We start from the raw sequence: 14,891 nt of genomic DNA on the forward strand, positions 1-14,891 counted from the left end.
GGCCATTAAATCAGCGTAAATGAAACCGTTATATAAATATCTATTGTTCTTCTTCGTATGCTCGCCGGCATGTAAGAAAAGCTATCTCGACATCGTGCCGGACAATATTGCAACCCTTGACAATGCTTTTGCCAACCGGAATGAAGCCGAAAAATACCTGTTCACCTGCTATTCCTACTTACCCCAGGAAGGGCATCCTGATAAGAATCCCGCCTTCAGCGGCGGCGACGAAGCATGGACATATTGGCCCATGTCCGAAGATTATTTCTACCTCGATCCCTATAATATTGCACGGGGTGAGATGAACAAGGTGGACCCCTATATGAACTATTGGGATGGGTTTGACGGCAAATCCCTATGGCAAGGCATAAGGGCATGTAATATATTCCTTGATAATGTAGATCAGGTCTTCGATCTGCAGCCATATGTCAAGACTCGATGGATGGCAGAAGCAAAATTCCTGAAAGCTTATTTTCACTGGTACCTGTTCCGGATGTACGGCCCCATTCCTATCGTTGACAAGAACCTGCCCATTACTGCATCCCCTGAAGACGTGAAAGTTTACAGGCAGCCGGTGGATTCGGTAGTACACTATATTTCCAACCTCCTCGATGAAGCAGCGGCCGGCGATGACAACACTGGCTTGCCGCTGGTCATTACCAGCAGCTCCACTGAAATGGGCCGCGTAACCAAAGTGGCCGCCCTCTCTATCAAAGCCCGTCTGCTGGTTACGGCAGCAAGCCCCCTGTTCAATGGCAATAATGATTTCGCCGGCATGAACGGCAAAGACGGAAAGCCCCTGTTTAACCCCCAATATGATGCCGCAAAATGGTCGACCGCTGCCGCTGCCTGTAAGCAAGCCATCGATGCCGCCGCTCGTGCAGGCATAACACTCTATTACTTCAATTCGGCTTTGACGGTGGTGGATCCATTTATAAAGGTGGAAATGAACATCCGCAATGCCGTCTGTGAGAAATGGAACAATGAATTGATCTGGGGACTGACCTCCGGCGGAAACCCGACATTCTGGCTGCAGACATATGCCATTCCACAGCTGGATCCCAACAACATTAACCTCAACCTGAAAGGGAAGCTGGCGCCCCCTTTGAAAATGGCCGAGCTTTTCTATACCAGCAATGGCGTACCGATCGAGGAAGACAAAACCTGGGATTATGACAACCGCTTTGCACTGCGTACAGCAGCTGCCACAGATACGGGTATGCAGGAAGGGTATGAGACCATCGGCCTTCACTTCAACAGGGAAAAACGTTTCTACGCTGATATGGCCTTCGATGGTTCCAAATGGTTCATGAAGAACGGAAATTATAATATCCAAAGTAAATTGGAACAATACACAGGCAAGAAGCAAAGCCGCCTGTATTCCATCACCGGCTATTACACGAAAAAAATTGTCAACTGGAACCTGGTCTTCTCGGCGTCTAACCTGACAGTGGAGTCCTATCCCTGGCCGGTGATGCGTCTGGGCGATCTTTACCTGCTGTATGCCGAAGCCCTGAACGAAACGGGCGACCAGGCACAGGCATTGACCTACATCAATCCAATCAGAGCCAGAGCCGGTCTGAATTCAGTGGAAAGCTCCTGGTCTGCCTACTCCAACAAACCCACCAAATTCACCACCCAAAAGGGCCTTCGGGAGATCATTCACCAGGAGCGCGGAATTGAAATGGCGTTTGAAGGCAGCCGTTTCTGGGACCTTCGCCGGTGGAAGTCGGCGCCCCAGACCTTAAGCGCGCCGATCTATGGGTGGGATATCCTGCAATCCTCTTATGAGGATTACAATAGGAAAGTGCTGCTGTATAATCCAAGATTCCTTTCTCCCAGGGATTATTTCTGGCCGATCAAAGAGTATGACCTTCAAATTAACCCCCATCTCGTTCAAAATGCGGGCTGGTAAATCATAAACAATGAAAATTAACCGATTATTCATCAGCAGCCTCGGAATGATCTTGCTGGCATTCAATGCGTGCAAGCAGGAGCGCCTGGGTCCTGTAGAAAAGGACAACGTGGCCCCCGGGTCGGTGTCGGATATCAGCATCGTCAACCTCAACGGAGCTGCCAGGATCAGCTACTCGCTGCCCACCGATCCCGACCTGCTGTATATAAAGGCGCTCTACACCACCCGGCAAGGGGTGGTCAGGGAAACGAAGGTCAGCCGGTACAACAGCAGCCTCACCGTTGTCGGCTTCGCCGACACCAACGCATATGACGTAAAACTATATGCAGTAGATAAAAGTGAGAACGTCTCTCCAGCCGTCGACGTGACCGTCCATCCCCTTACTCCTTCGGTCTTCCTGGTTCGTGATAGCCTGGTGGTCAATCCGGATTTTGGCGGCATCAACGTAGCATATACAAACACTGCCGAAGAGAACCTGGCCATCGTCGTATTGTCCAATGATTCCTTAGGCCAGTTCTCGCCCATCAATACGAATTACACCAACCTCAAAGCGGGTAACTTCTCTGCAAGAGGCCTGCCAGCCGTCCCCACCAAGTTCGGCGTCTATGTACGCGACAGATGGGGAAATTTGTCGGACACCCTCATCGTGACGCTGACACCCCTGTATGAAGCATTGCTCGACCGGACAAAAATGAACGGGGTCGTATTGCCTGGCGACGCGCCTTTGGGTTATAGTGGCAACATCAACGGCCTCTTTGACGGTGATGTCAATGACGGTTTCTATCACTCGGGAGATGCGGCCAGGATGCCCCAATGGTTCACCTTCGACATGGGAGTAACGGCTAAATTAAGCAGGCTCACCTGGTTTATGCGCCCCGGGTACTTTTACTCTCTGCACAACCCCCGGGTAATAGAGATCTGGGGATCGAATAGCCCCAACCCGGACGGAAGCTTTGACGCAAGTTGGACACTACTGGTGTCCTACACACAGGTCAAACCATCCGGATTGCCGGTCGGCCAGCTATCATCGGACGACATAGCCGCAGCAAATGCAGGTGAAACGGTAGTTTTTCCATTAAATGCCCCCAAAGTTCGCTATATAAGGTTCAAGACCCTGAAGAACTGGTCTGACGGGACCTATGTAAATTTCTACGAACTCATGATGTGGGGCGATACCCATTAATTAATTCAGTCTATATGCAATCGAAAATACTTTTTGCCTTCCTGATCGTTCCGGCCTGCATGGCAATATTTTCATCCTGCACAAGAACGACAGGAGATGCCTATAAGAAATATTTATCCGGCGGAGAGATCACCTACCCCGGGCGCGCAGATTCAGTGATCGTTCGCGCAGGATACAAACGCATCCAATTGTCCGTCATCCTTGGCAATGATCCTTTGGTAAAAAAGATCAGGATCTTCTGGAACAACGGCGTCGATTCCATCGACGCAGCTGTCAGCCACATTACAGGAAAAGATACGATCAATGTCATTATTCCCCATCTGGTGGAAGGGAACTACAACTTTACAGTATATACTTACGATGACGCTGGCCACCGGTCTGTAGCCTTCCTGGGCTCAGGCATCGTTTACGGTGACAGTTATGTCGCGTCGCTGACCAACAGGACCCTGAGATCGATCACACAATCCAAAGATGGCCTTCAGATCCTGCTCTCCTGGGGCGGAGCTGCCGAGGGCGATCTCGGAACAGCCGTAGACTATATAGGGCACGACGGCAACAGCCATACAATAATCGTCCCACCTGCTGAAACCACTACCACCCTGCCCGACTACCAGGAAAATAGCCCATTGACCTACCAGTCTTTGTACAAGCCTGATCCTACGGCGTTCGATTTTTTTTCGCCGGCGCCCGGCCAGGCGACATTACCCGCATTTGAAAGACAGTTCGACAAAGCCAAATTCGCTATGATGATTTTACCCACCGATGTACTGGAAGGCGGTTATGGCTGGCTGGAAAATTATATCTGGGATGAACAATATGATCCCCCGGGGTTTGCGACGCAAAGCCAAATCCCCTGCTGGTTTACCTTCGACGCCGGATCTTCGGCCTCGCTCAGCCGGTTCAAAGTCTGGCAGGCCAATGACAGATTATACGATCTGGAAAGCGTCAAAACCTTTGAACTGTATGGCAGCGACAGCCCTAATCCCGATGGCAGCTGGAGTACCTGGACGCTGATTGGCTCCTATACTTCCGTAAAACCCTCCGGCCTGCCGGTCGGCCAGAACACACAGGCGGATATTGACTTCGCAAAAGCCGGAGAAGAATTCACCGCACCCGCCGGCTTGCCAAAATTCAGATATTACAGGTTTAAACTTCTCTCCAATTGGGGCGGCGGTAACTTTATGACAATGGAGGAAATTACTTTTTACACCCACGACCTGCAATAATGATGTCCCGCATTGGAAATACAACCTTATTGGTAATTACCCTCCTGTCCTTGGCTACTGCAGGCTATAGCCAGGCTAAGCAGCCCGTGGATTATGTCGATCCCCTGATCGGCACGTCCAATTCCCGGTGGATGCTATTCCCGGGCGTAACACGGCCCCATGGAATGGTAAAGCTCAGCCCCGACAACCAGGGCAGTGTATGGCAGGGCGGCTATGAATATTCCATTGGAAGTATTCACGGCTTCTCCTTTTTGCATGGATGGACAATGGCAGGTCTATTGACCATGCCCACCAATGGCGACCTTTCCTTAAGTCCCGGCACTCCGGATGCTCCGTTTAAAGGGGCCGGAGCAGGTTATCATTCCCGCTTCAGCCACCGGGACGAACATGCATCCCCCGGCTATTATTCCATCTATCTTTTGGATTCACGAATCAAGGCGGAACTCACCGCCACGGAAAGGACAGGCGTACAACGGTATACCTTGCCCGCAGACCCTACCAACAGGATCATCATCCAGGCCGACCCACCTGCCGAATATGGTTATGATCTGCAGGACGCCGTTATCACAAAAGTGAATAATCAGGAAATACAAGGTTACGCAAAAACCTCGTCCGCTAATTTTAACACCTATACCCTGTTCTTTGTCATGCAGTTCAGCAAACCCTTTCATGAATTTCATGGGTTTAAGCCAGGCGCCTACGTTACCTACCCCACCGCCAGGGAAGTACAGCTCATCGTACGTACAGGCATATCCTTTGTCAGCATTGACCAGGCCAGACTGAACCTCTCAACAGAGCTGAACGATTTCGGCTGGGACTTCGACAGGCTGGTGAAATACAACCGCTCCATGTGGAACAAACAGCTGAGCACAATCGAAGTAAAAGGTGGTACGGAGACCGATAAAGTAAAATTCTATACCAACCTCTACCGGTGCTTTACAGCCAAGATGATCATGAGCGATGCCAATGGCAAATATGTCGACGCCTGTGAGAACATGCAGCAGCTGCCGGCATCATGCAAAGCAATGATCGGAGGTGACGCCTTCTGGAACACGTTCTGGAATCTGAACCTGCTCTGGTCGCTCGCCTCTCCTGGAACCATTCAGCAACTGGTCGATACAGAGCTGGAGATGTACGAAAGAACGGGCTGGCTGTCAAAGGGACCCGCAGGCATCGAATATTCCGGGATCATGGAAGGCTCTCATGAAATGGCATTGATCACCAGCGCCTATCTGAAAGGCATCGTCAAAGAAAACCCCGGCCTCGCCTACCAGGCCATGAAAAAGAATGTCGAAGTGGAACCCTCTCCCACCTGCGGTGGCAATCCCGGCAACCCTCAGATCAGCACCTATGCCCGGATGGGATTCGTTCCGGTGGAAAAAGGCGTGACATCCAAAACCCTGGACTATGCTTACGATGATTGGTGCGTGGCGCAAATGGCAAAATTCCTGCAGAAAAGCGAGGACTATCACTTCTTTTTAAAAAGGTCCGCCAACTGGCGGAATGTCTTCAATCCTGCCAACAAATACGTTACACCCAAAAAAGAAGACGGAACATACATCCCCGATTTCGACAAATTCTCTGTCAACCACTTCGTGGAAGGCAATGCCTGGCAATACTCATTCTACGTACCGCATGACGTCCCCGGCGTGATCGCCGAAATGGGGAAAGACACTTTTCTCAACAGGCTCACGGAAGGCTTCTCAAGGTCCGAATTTCACAAATTCGCCGCCCATGCATTGGATCGCACCATGGGCCAGTCCGCGGAATATTATATCAACCACGGCAACGAAGTTAATATGCAGGCGTCATTTCTGTTCAATTACGCCGGCCGGCCCGACCTGACCCAATACTATACCCGGAAAATACTTGACAAATTCTATGACGCCTCTCCCTATGTCGGATGGAATGGCGATGAGGATGAAGGACAGATGGGTGCCTGGTTCGTCAACAGCGCCCTGGGTCTGTTTGAAATGAATGGCGGCACGTCCTCCGACCTCCGGATAGATATCACCAGCCCCCTTTTCAGCGAAATAACGATCAACCTGGATCCCCATTATTACAAAGGAAAGGCATTTGTCATCAAGGCTCATAATAATTCGACACAGAATATTTATATCCAATCGATAAGGCTCAATGGGAAGCCGGTGAAAGACCTTAATATAAGCTTTAAGGACATCGTCAATGGAGGTAGGCTCGAATTGTGGATGGGTCCCTCTCCCGCAAATATCAAAAGTTAAACGTACCCCGCAACTTTACACCCAAAGGGGTCCCGGGCGTAAAACAGATCTCATCGACAGGCTGCGCCTCCCCTTTCAGACGGGTGGTGGTATCGAATTGGGCTTCTTTCCATTTTGTATTTAAGATATTATTGATCACGAAGCCAATCTCGTACTTCTTCCTCGTAAAGTTAATGACAGCGTCAGCGACAAAATATCCCACTGCCTTAAGGCTATAATCCTCATTGGCCGGCCGGTTGCCCATCATCCTGTAGCGCAGGCTTCCGTTGAAGCCGTTCTTTCTGGTATAGGTTACTCCTCCGGCGCTTGTCCATACAGGCGCCAGGGGAATATACGCTGCTCCTTTCGGATTACCGGGAGCTCTCCCATGGGAATAATTCAGGTCCAAGTCAATATACACCGACCTGGCAGGCTGGTACCTTCCGGAAAGATCAAAACCCACACGACGCGTCCGGCCGCTAAAGCCAACATCACCTCCATCTCCATTATATACGAATTCCTGCTGCAGATAGATGTACCAAATGCATGCATTGACCAGGACGTCCTTCAGCGGTTTGATCGCCGTTCCCAGGTCGACGCCATAGACGGCAGGCAGGGTGGCGGAGCCATTTTTCACAACCGCCACCCTTGCATCATTCGAATGGAAGCCGCGTCCGGTGGTCAGATAAAATTGGGTCTTTCCATTGAGATGATAATAAATATTAAGCTTGGGGCTGATCGTATGCGCACTTTCCTTATAAGTGCCGATCCCTGGCAGCGTAATATCGCGGACGGTTTTATTATCATATTGGTGAAAGAATTTGTCAAAACGTAGCCCTGCATTGATGCTGAAACGCTCGTTAAAGGTGAAGGTCTCGCTGGCATAGGACGCAATATCCGTCACATTGATGTCGCCCAGCTTTATCTGCTGCAGCGTGACAAGCCGGTCGAGGGTATGGGATAATCCGGAATGGTGAATAAGATCCTGCCGTATATTCACGCCGGCTTCCGTAGTAACCTTTGTGGCGCCGGTATAACCAGTGTGTTCATAACTACCGTTGTATCCAAAGAGGTCCCTTGCCTCCTTTTGTCCGATCTCATCCCCATTTATGGTATCCACCAAAAAGAAAGTGAAGTTGGTATGCAGATCGAAATGGTAATTGGAATAAAACACCTGGTTCCTGAAGAGGTCTCCATTGGCGCAGGAAGTGACGAGCGCTACATTGACATTGGTACGGCAAGTCTCACCCCCTTCCGACGGATCGATGGCCCCGTAGAATCCGATGATATGTTCGGACACAGCCCTATCAGGGATCTGTCCCGAAGCACTCCACTTGCTCCGGAAGGTGGTCGCTGAAACAGTAAGGTAATGGTGTTCCGAAATTTTTCCATTGTACTTTGTGAATAAATTGAAGCGTTTGAAGTGCTGGGGGTTGTCAAAATATCCGTCTGAATATCCATATTCCGAAGCTGCATACCAGGATTGCTGCCGGGCTCTGGCTTTTTCACGCAAGAGATTGAAGAGGCCTAAAAAGCGAAAAGTATTGAACATGCCGCCCTCCGCCTTAATACTGTTGCCGGGCAGCGACTCCCGGGTATTAAAATCAACAAAGCCTGTGGTACAAAAATCACCTTTGGCGGCCGTATACGGACCTTTTTTAAAATTTACGCTTTCAATTGTCTCGGGTATGATGAAATGACTGTCGGCATAACCCTGCCCATGCGCATGGGAAGACATATTGATGGGCATTCCATCTACGTCCTCCCTGAGATCGGTGCCGTGATCCGCGTCGAATCCCCGTACCAATATCTGCTCTGCCTTGCCCCCTCCCTGATGCTGGCTGATCACCATCCCGGGGATGATCCGTAAGACCTCCTGTGAATTATTTACGCCCCGCATGGCGATATCGGCCTTGCTGATGGACCTGTATTGCTCTCCCGGCTGCGAAGAGACGGTCACCGTGCTTAAAGCTATATTTTGAGCGTTGAGGGAAATATGAAGTTCCGGAACTTTAAGATCCGCAAGAGATACAGTTCTTGTTTCGTAACCAATGGAAGATATCACGATGCTTTCGGGTGTTCCTTTAATATGCATGAAGTGAAAATTTCCGGCCTGATCAGTCATCCCGGTGACCTGTCCGGGCATTAAGGTCACGTTGATCCCCTCCAGCGGTTGCATGCTTGCGGCGTCGGTGATATTCCCTCTGAGCGTTGTAAGGATGGATTGTGCGCCCGCCGGCTGCAATACCATGACAAGCACGAGTAAATTCACCAGCATAAAACGCGTACACCTGAAATTCATATACAAAACTTTTAGGGACCCGCCCGGAAACGTACGAACAAAATGTCGCGCCGGATTTTGAGACCGGATATAGAAATATATCCTGACAAATAAAATCTCCCCACTCCGATTTACCGTAGTTTATGGGACCTATGCATAGCGTTTCCCGTCCTACCTAAACACATTTTACAATCCCTACCCTGTTCAGGTTCCTGTCATTTATTTATTAAAGTAAAAATCTGTTTATGAATCAGCAATTCAATACTGGAAGAGGGATCGTGGCCTTTATGGCCGTCGTTTGTCTGGTGGCTGTTTCCGGTGTCTTGATGTCTTCCAGCCACCGGGAAGCGCCGATGATTGCCAATGATCCGCTCGCCGACAACACCGATCTGTATGCATTCCGAAGTCCGGATCACCCGGACAAGATAACGATCCTTGCCAATTACATTCCCGCTCAATTGCCCTTCAACGGCCCCAACTATTACCAATTCGGCGAGGACATTCGTTATGAGATCCACATCGACAACGATGTCAGTACCAAAGGGGATGATATTGTTTACCGGTTCACGTTTCACAAAACCAACCAGGACCCTACTACTTTCTTTAATATCCGTTTGGGAAAGCAGAACCTGAAAACCACTTACACTTTGGAGAAAAGCCGGGAATGGGGAAGAGGATTTGAGACCATTGTCCGCAATGGCATCGTGCCCCCGCCAAACATCGGACCCCGTTCGATCAGTTCGCCGGTGGGCCTTGACGTAGGGGACTACAATACATTAATTAATAGCGCTATTACCACGGCAAGCACAGGAGAGAAGGTTTTTTGCGGCACGGCAGATGATCCCTTCTTCGTCGACTTGGGTGGGATTTTCGATCTGGGGGATGCACCACGGACGACGGGCACCAGGCCAATGGACGCATTGAAATGCAAGAATGTGTCTGTCATCGCCCTGCAGGTGGATATCGCCGATCTGCAAAAAGACCACAAATCCGTCAGCCAGGCAAAGAACATCCTGGATCCGGATTATGTCATCGGGGTATGGGCTTCCGCCAGCAGAAAGAAGATCAGGACACTTAACAAGCCAAGGGTCGAAGAGGACCACTATGGTGGAAGAAATGACCGGGACGGCCGGGACGACCATGACTGGGACGATCATAGCAGGGACCTTGAATCTTCATTCGGACCCTGGGTGCAGATCTCAAGATTAGGTATGCCGCTCACAAATGAAGCGGTCATTCCCATCGGCAAAAAAGACCTCTGGAATTTCTTAACGCCCTATGAAGACCTGCCCAACATCAAAACATTCGGGAATTACTTTTATAATCCTGAATTGGCTTTGTATATGGATGATACTTACTTTGGAGGCGCCGTTCCGGCATTGAAGTCCCTGCGCATTCAAAGAAATTCATTGGGTGCTTTTGGGTTTGGGAACAACCAGGATGGGTTGTATGGCCTGAAAGGAAGTGCGTCCCTGGCAGGTACCGCGCTGGATGATGCTGCCTTTGGAAAATTGCTGCTGCCCGCGCCTAGATCTCCCCGGTCGGTGGACTTATGGCCCATCTTCCATACAGGCGTGCCTAATTTGCGGCCTTATCAGCTAGCCACCGGCAAGAAAGGAAATCCTTTGGCTGCCGGCAAGCCTTTCATCAGCAATTTTCTGCCGAATGGAGGGGATATGCTGCGTTTGAATATGGCGGTCCCCCCCACCCCGAGAAATGATCCGAAGTTCAGTGCGCTCGGATTGGTTCAGGCTGCTGTTTTGGGCCTTACTGACACCCTTTACAATAAGAACCTTTCTCTCCAGTTCATCCCAAACATGGACGGCTTCCCCAATGGAAGAAGGTTGGAAGACGATGTTACCAGGATCGAGCTGCAAGCCGTCAGTGGAGTGGTCCTTGCCGCCATAGGATTGTGGTATGATGATTATAAGGGAGGCGCAAATCCTGTCACCACCGATCTGGTGAACGTGCTGACTTATAACACCGGTGTGAACACCAACGACACCACTTTTAAAATGTCCTTCCCCTACGTGCAGACGCCATGGTCGGGATCGAACAATTGTTGCGGTGTCCCTGCTGAGTATAATAAGAACAATACGGTCGCCTCTTCCCTGGATGAATCGGATGTTTATAAATCAACTCCTACGCTGGAAATTTCAGCGCCGGAAATCTTCGTCAGCGCATCTCCTAATCCTTTTGTCGACAACAATACGATCAGGTACCATCTCGAAACCACCTCCCAGGTGAAGATCGAAATATATGACGCAACCGGGAGACTAATGAAGGTCCTGGTCGACGGAAAAATGCAGCCGGGTACTTATTCGGTTCCCTGGAATGCATCCAACATGGCGAAAGGCGCCTATTTCATCAACGCCGTTCGCAACGGCAGCCCCAGACAAACAATTCAGGTCGTTAAAGAATAAACAATCACATTGGAAGCAGGCCCGTCTGTCAATAACGGGCCTGCTTCTATCAGAACTATCAAAATTATGAACAAGAAATATTGGTATGCCATCAGCCTGGTCGCTATGGTCCTGGCGATAGCCGTCATTGCCATCGGATATAATACCCGGGAAAATAAACTGGACGACTTGCTGGAAAGAAAAGTCGCTTTCGCGGGTTCAAACGAATGGGCCATCCGACGGGATTATGTCACTGCTTTGCGGAGTAAGATTAAAAAGGATCCGACGGATACGAAATCTATTCTTGCGCTCACTACCCTTTTTGTCCAGGAAGCCCGGATCACCGGTAATTATATGTATTATGACAGAGCCGCTTTGAAATGCGTCAACAAGGTATTGCAGCAGGATTCCTTAAACTTTGAGGCTTTATCATTGAAGTCCCTTGTTTATTTATCCCAGCACCATTTCGCCGATGGACTGGCATTGGCTGAGAAAGCTCAAAAGATCAACCCCTTCAATGCTTTTATTTATGGATTGCTGATAGATGGAAATGTGGAAATGGGACATTATGATTCGGCAGTGGCAAATGCTGACAGAATGGTGTCCGTTCGGCCGGACATAAGATCCTACTCACGTATCTCCTATCTGCGGGAGATCCACGGAGATTACGCGGGAGCGATCGATGCGATGAAAATGGCGGTGGATGCAGGTGGCCAGGGTGATGAGACTACTGAATGGGCAAGGATACAACTAGGCCGGTTATATGAGTATACAGGGGACCTTAAGAACGCGGAAATGCATTACACGATTGCATTGGATGAAAGACCGGGTTATGCGTTTGCCTGGTCCGGCCTGGCGAGAGTGGCTGTCGCCGGCAAAAGATATTCGAAGGCGATCGAATATTACAGAACAGCGGATTCATTGATCAACGATTACTCCATCAAAGAAGAATGGGCGGATGCGTATAAACTCGCCGGTAAAGAAGAAAGCGCGGATTCTCTCACGGCCATTGTCGTCAACGAGCTCAGCAAGGACGAACAGAACAGCCTGAACAATGACGATATTGGCCATTATGCAGATCGGGAATTAGCCTACGCTTATTTAAAGCTCAAAAAATATGACCAAGCCCTGGGACATGCGCTGATAGAATACAACCGACGGCCAGCTAATATTGATGTCAACGAGACGGTGGCCTGGATGTATTATTGCAAAAAGCAATATCCGGAAGCGTTGCCCTATCTTAAGACGGCTTTGACGACACACAGCAAGAACCCCGTTTTGCTTTGCCGCGCCGGTTTGATCTATGCAAGCACCGGCCACCGCACTGAAGCAAAGGCGCTGTTGGAGCAGGGATTGGCAAATGACCCTAATATTTCCGGAGCATTAAAAAAGGAAAGCCTCGACACCCTGCGCTCCTTACAGCAAGATCAAGCCACCGGTCACTTACATTCAACCAAGATCATTTGAAAACACGTACAACATACGCAATCCTGTTACTTTTGCCGGTGACGCTGTTATCTCTTCCAATGGCTGTCCAGGGGCACGCCATCAATTATGCCCTGGAAAAAGCCCCTGTCTCGCACGTGGTTTGGTTTTATCTGAAATTAGGGGTCCAACACATCATCCCTTTCGGAACAGACCATATCCTGTTCGTAGCCAGCCTTTGCCTGCTCAGCACCCGCGCCAAAACCATCCTTTGGCAGGCGACGGCATTTACCGTGGCCCACTCTGTTACATTGGCCTTAAGCATGAAAGGCATCCTGGTTGCCCCTGGCGCAGTCGTCGAACCCGTCATCGCCCTGTCAATCATGTTTGTGGCAATTGAAAATATGCTGTTAAGCGAGTTGAAACCCTGGCGGATAGCCATCGTGTTCCTGTTTGGACTGATCCACGGTATGGGCTTTGCAAGCGCCCTGAATGAGATCGGCCTTCCCGGGAATCAATTCTACACATCTGTACTGTCTTTCAACGCAGGCGTGGAGATCGGTCAGGTGATCGTTATCGCCTGCGTATTCCTGCCGGTGATTATTCCTTTCGGAAAGAGAACCTGGTACAGGAAATTCGTTGTATATCCGGCATCGATCCTTATAGCGTTGATTGCCGGCTACTGGGTCTTCAAACGGTCTTTTATTTAAAAAACGCCATCCTGCCTGGGGACAAGCTGACTTTTACGCTTGAAAAAAAGCAATAAACCGTTGTATTTTACGTTTTTGCATCGTAACAAACGATCCTATCCTGATGAAGACCTTCATTATCGTACTCGCCTTAGTCATAGCCGCTGCCATCGGTTGGTATATTTTCAACTATTACCAGTCTTCCAATTCCAAGCCAGTCGTAGTCAACACTAAAAGCACGGACACCATGTTCATTGTGCGGGACTCGATCATCAATGCCGGCACTTACGACTCGATCCCTTCCGGATTCTACCAGGGCATGCTTCCCTGTAAGAACTGTGACGGCATCCAGCGAACGATCCTGTTCACAAATGATGACCATTACAAAATGGAAGAGTTGAATTGGGGAAAGGGAACGCCGGCCAGGGCCGTCAAAGGCACCTGGGAAAAGGAGAAGGAAAAGGGGCATTTCAGATTATATGAAAATGATAAGCCCATCGCGGAATACCGGCTCTCGAAAGATAGCCTGATCAATACCAGGAGCTACGGGATCCAGATACCCGACTCTCTGTCGCATCAATATGCACTGTTCCGGAAGAATACGGCGCCGGAAAACGTCTCCTGGGTACGGCGGCGGTCCGAAGGCGTGGAGATCCTTGGCACCGGCGGCGACCCCTACTGGAGCGTGGAGATCGACAAAGATAAATACGTCCTCTTCAAAGCGCCGTCGCTCCAACGACCAGTGATCGTGCCCATCGAGAAGCCGCTGCCGGCAAAAGACAGCCTGGTCTACTCCATTAGCACCGACGGAGGCAATCTGCTCAAGGTATCGATTGCACCCGGTTTCTGCACCGATGGGCTCAGTGATCATATCTACGAATACCACATGACCGTCACCTATAAAGGGCAGACATATAAGGGCTGCGCGGTATTGCTGGACAAGGGGATGATCGTGGAAAATAACAGGAAATAATTCAAAGGCCCCTCTCCGGTTCTTATAAAAACAGTCGCAAACCGCCCCCATTTTGGCGTAAATGCCCCCGGCATCAGAGACCGGTCCGTTCTAACTTTGTCCGATCAAAAACATTTTTTATGTCCAACAACACTGTAACGCTGCACAGAGTCCTTAAGACATCTCCGGAAAAAGTATACCGCGCATTTACTGAAGCCCCCGCAATTGCTACCTGGCTGCCTCCTTACGGGTTTATTTGCACCGTTCACCAAATGAATGTAGAGCCTGGCGGTGCTCATAAGATGTCATTCCTGAACTTCACAACCGGAAATAGCCATTCATTCGGTGGAACATACCTGGAGATCAAACCTAATGAATACCTGAAATACACTGATAAATTTGACGATCCACGCCTGCCAGGAGAAATGACCGTCACTGTCTCGCTCCGGAAAAATATCGCGGGTACAGAAATAAAAATTACACAGGAAGGAATTCCTTCGGTTATACCTGTTGAAATGTGTTATTTAGGCTGGCAGGAGTCGCTGGAAAAGCTGGCTAAGCTAGTGGAGCCCAACATACCGGATGCCTAACCGTATCCG

10 protein-coding genes are annotated in these 14,891 nt (G+C 49.8%); 9 read left to right on the forward strand and 1 reads right to left on the reverse strand.

The window, feature by feature from the left end; all coding sequences use genetic code 11:
* Nucleotides 1-19: 19 nt before the first annotated feature.
* The 4 genes from Q4E93_RS29435 to Q4E93_RS29450 are packed head-to-tail and all read left to right on the forward strand — an operon-like array spanning nucleotide 20 to nucleotide 6,564.
* Nucleotides 20-1,915 (forward strand): RagB/SusD family nutrient uptake outer membrane protein, encoded by a 1,896-nt coding sequence (locus Q4E93_RS29435; RefSeq protein ID WP_303591513.1) that lies wholly within the window; start codon nucleotides 20-22, stop codon nucleotides 1,913-1,915.
* Nucleotides 1,916-1,925: 10 nt separating this feature from the next.
* Complete coding sequence (locus tag Q4E93_RS29440) at nucleotides 1,926-3,098, forward strand: DUF5000 domain-containing lipoprotein (RefSeq protein WP_303591514.1); 1,173 nt, start codon at nucleotides 1,926-1,928, stop codon at nucleotides 3,096-3,098.
* A 14-nt stretch (nucleotides 3,099-3,112) separates the two neighbouring features.
* A complete protein-coding gene (locus Q4E93_RS29445) occupies nucleotides 3,113-4,324 on the forward strand; it encodes a DUF4998 domain-containing protein (protein ID WP_303591515.1) in 1,212 nt (403 codons plus the stop codon).
* Nucleotides 4,324-6,564, forward strand: coding sequence for a GH92 family glycosyl hydrolase (locus tag Q4E93_RS29450; RefSeq protein WP_303591516.1), 2,241 nt, complete (start codon nucleotides 4,324-4,326; stop codon nucleotides 6,562-6,564). The genes Q4E93_RS29445 and Q4E93_RS29450 overlap by 1 nt, the downstream gene beginning before the upstream one ends.
* Here Q4E93_RS29450 and Q4E93_RS29455 read toward each other — a convergent pair.
* A complete protein-coding gene (locus Q4E93_RS29455; RefSeq protein WP_303591517.1) occupies nucleotides 6,554-8,845 on the reverse strand; it encodes a TonB-dependent receptor in 2,292 nt (763 codons plus the stop codon). The two genes, Q4E93_RS29450 and Q4E93_RS29455, sit on opposite strands and share 11 nt — an antisense overlap.
* A gap of 224 nt (nucleotides 8,846-9,069) precedes the next feature.
* Between Q4E93_RS29455 and Q4E93_RS29460 the strand changes: the two genes are divergently transcribed.
* The 5 genes from Q4E93_RS29460 (at nucleotide 9,070) to Q4E93_RS29480 (ending at nucleotide 14,882) form a co-directional block, all read left to right on the forward strand.
* Nucleotides 9,070-11,247 carry a DUF4331 family protein gene (locus tag Q4E93_RS29460; protein WP_303591518.1) on the forward strand — a complete coding sequence of 726 codons (2,178 nt, stop codon included), beginning with the start codon at nucleotides 9,070-9,072 and terminating at the stop codon, nucleotides 11,245-11,247.
* Nucleotides 11,248-11,313: 66 nt separating this feature from the next.
* Nucleotides 11,314-12,693, forward strand: coding sequence for a tetratricopeptide repeat protein (locus tag Q4E93_RS29465; protein WP_303591519.1), 1,380 nt, complete (start codon nucleotides 11,314-11,316; stop codon nucleotides 12,691-12,693).
* The gene (locus tag Q4E93_RS29470) at nucleotides 12,690-13,361 is read left to right on the forward strand and encodes a HupE/UreJ family protein (protein WP_303591520.1); all 672 of its coding nucleotides are present in this window, start codon (nucleotides 12,690-12,692) and stop codon (nucleotides 13,359-13,361) included. Before Q4E93_RS29465 ends, Q4E93_RS29470 begins: the two co-directional genes overlap by 4 nt.
* A 103-nt stretch (nucleotides 13,362-13,464) precedes the next feature.
* Nucleotides 13,465-14,313 (forward strand): copper resistance protein NlpE N-terminal domain-containing protein, encoded by an 849-nt coding sequence (locus Q4E93_RS29475; RefSeq protein WP_303591521.1) that lies wholly within the window; start codon nucleotides 13,465-13,467, stop codon nucleotides 14,311-14,313.
* A 119-nt stretch (nucleotides 14,314-14,432) separates the two neighbouring features.
* Nucleotides 14,433-14,882 carry an SRPBCC family protein gene (locus tag Q4E93_RS29480; RefSeq protein WP_303591522.1) on the forward strand — a complete coding sequence of 150 codons (450 nt, stop codon included), beginning with the start codon at nucleotides 14,433-14,435 and terminating at the stop codon, nucleotides 14,880-14,882.
* The last annotated feature ends 9 nt before the right edge of the window (nucleotides 14,883-14,891 follow it).

The sequence above is a fragment of the Flavitalea plasmicola genome, from assembly GCF_030546645.1.
Taxonomy (GTDB): Bacteria; Bacteroidota; Bacteroidia; order Chitinophagales; family Chitinophagaceae; genus Puia.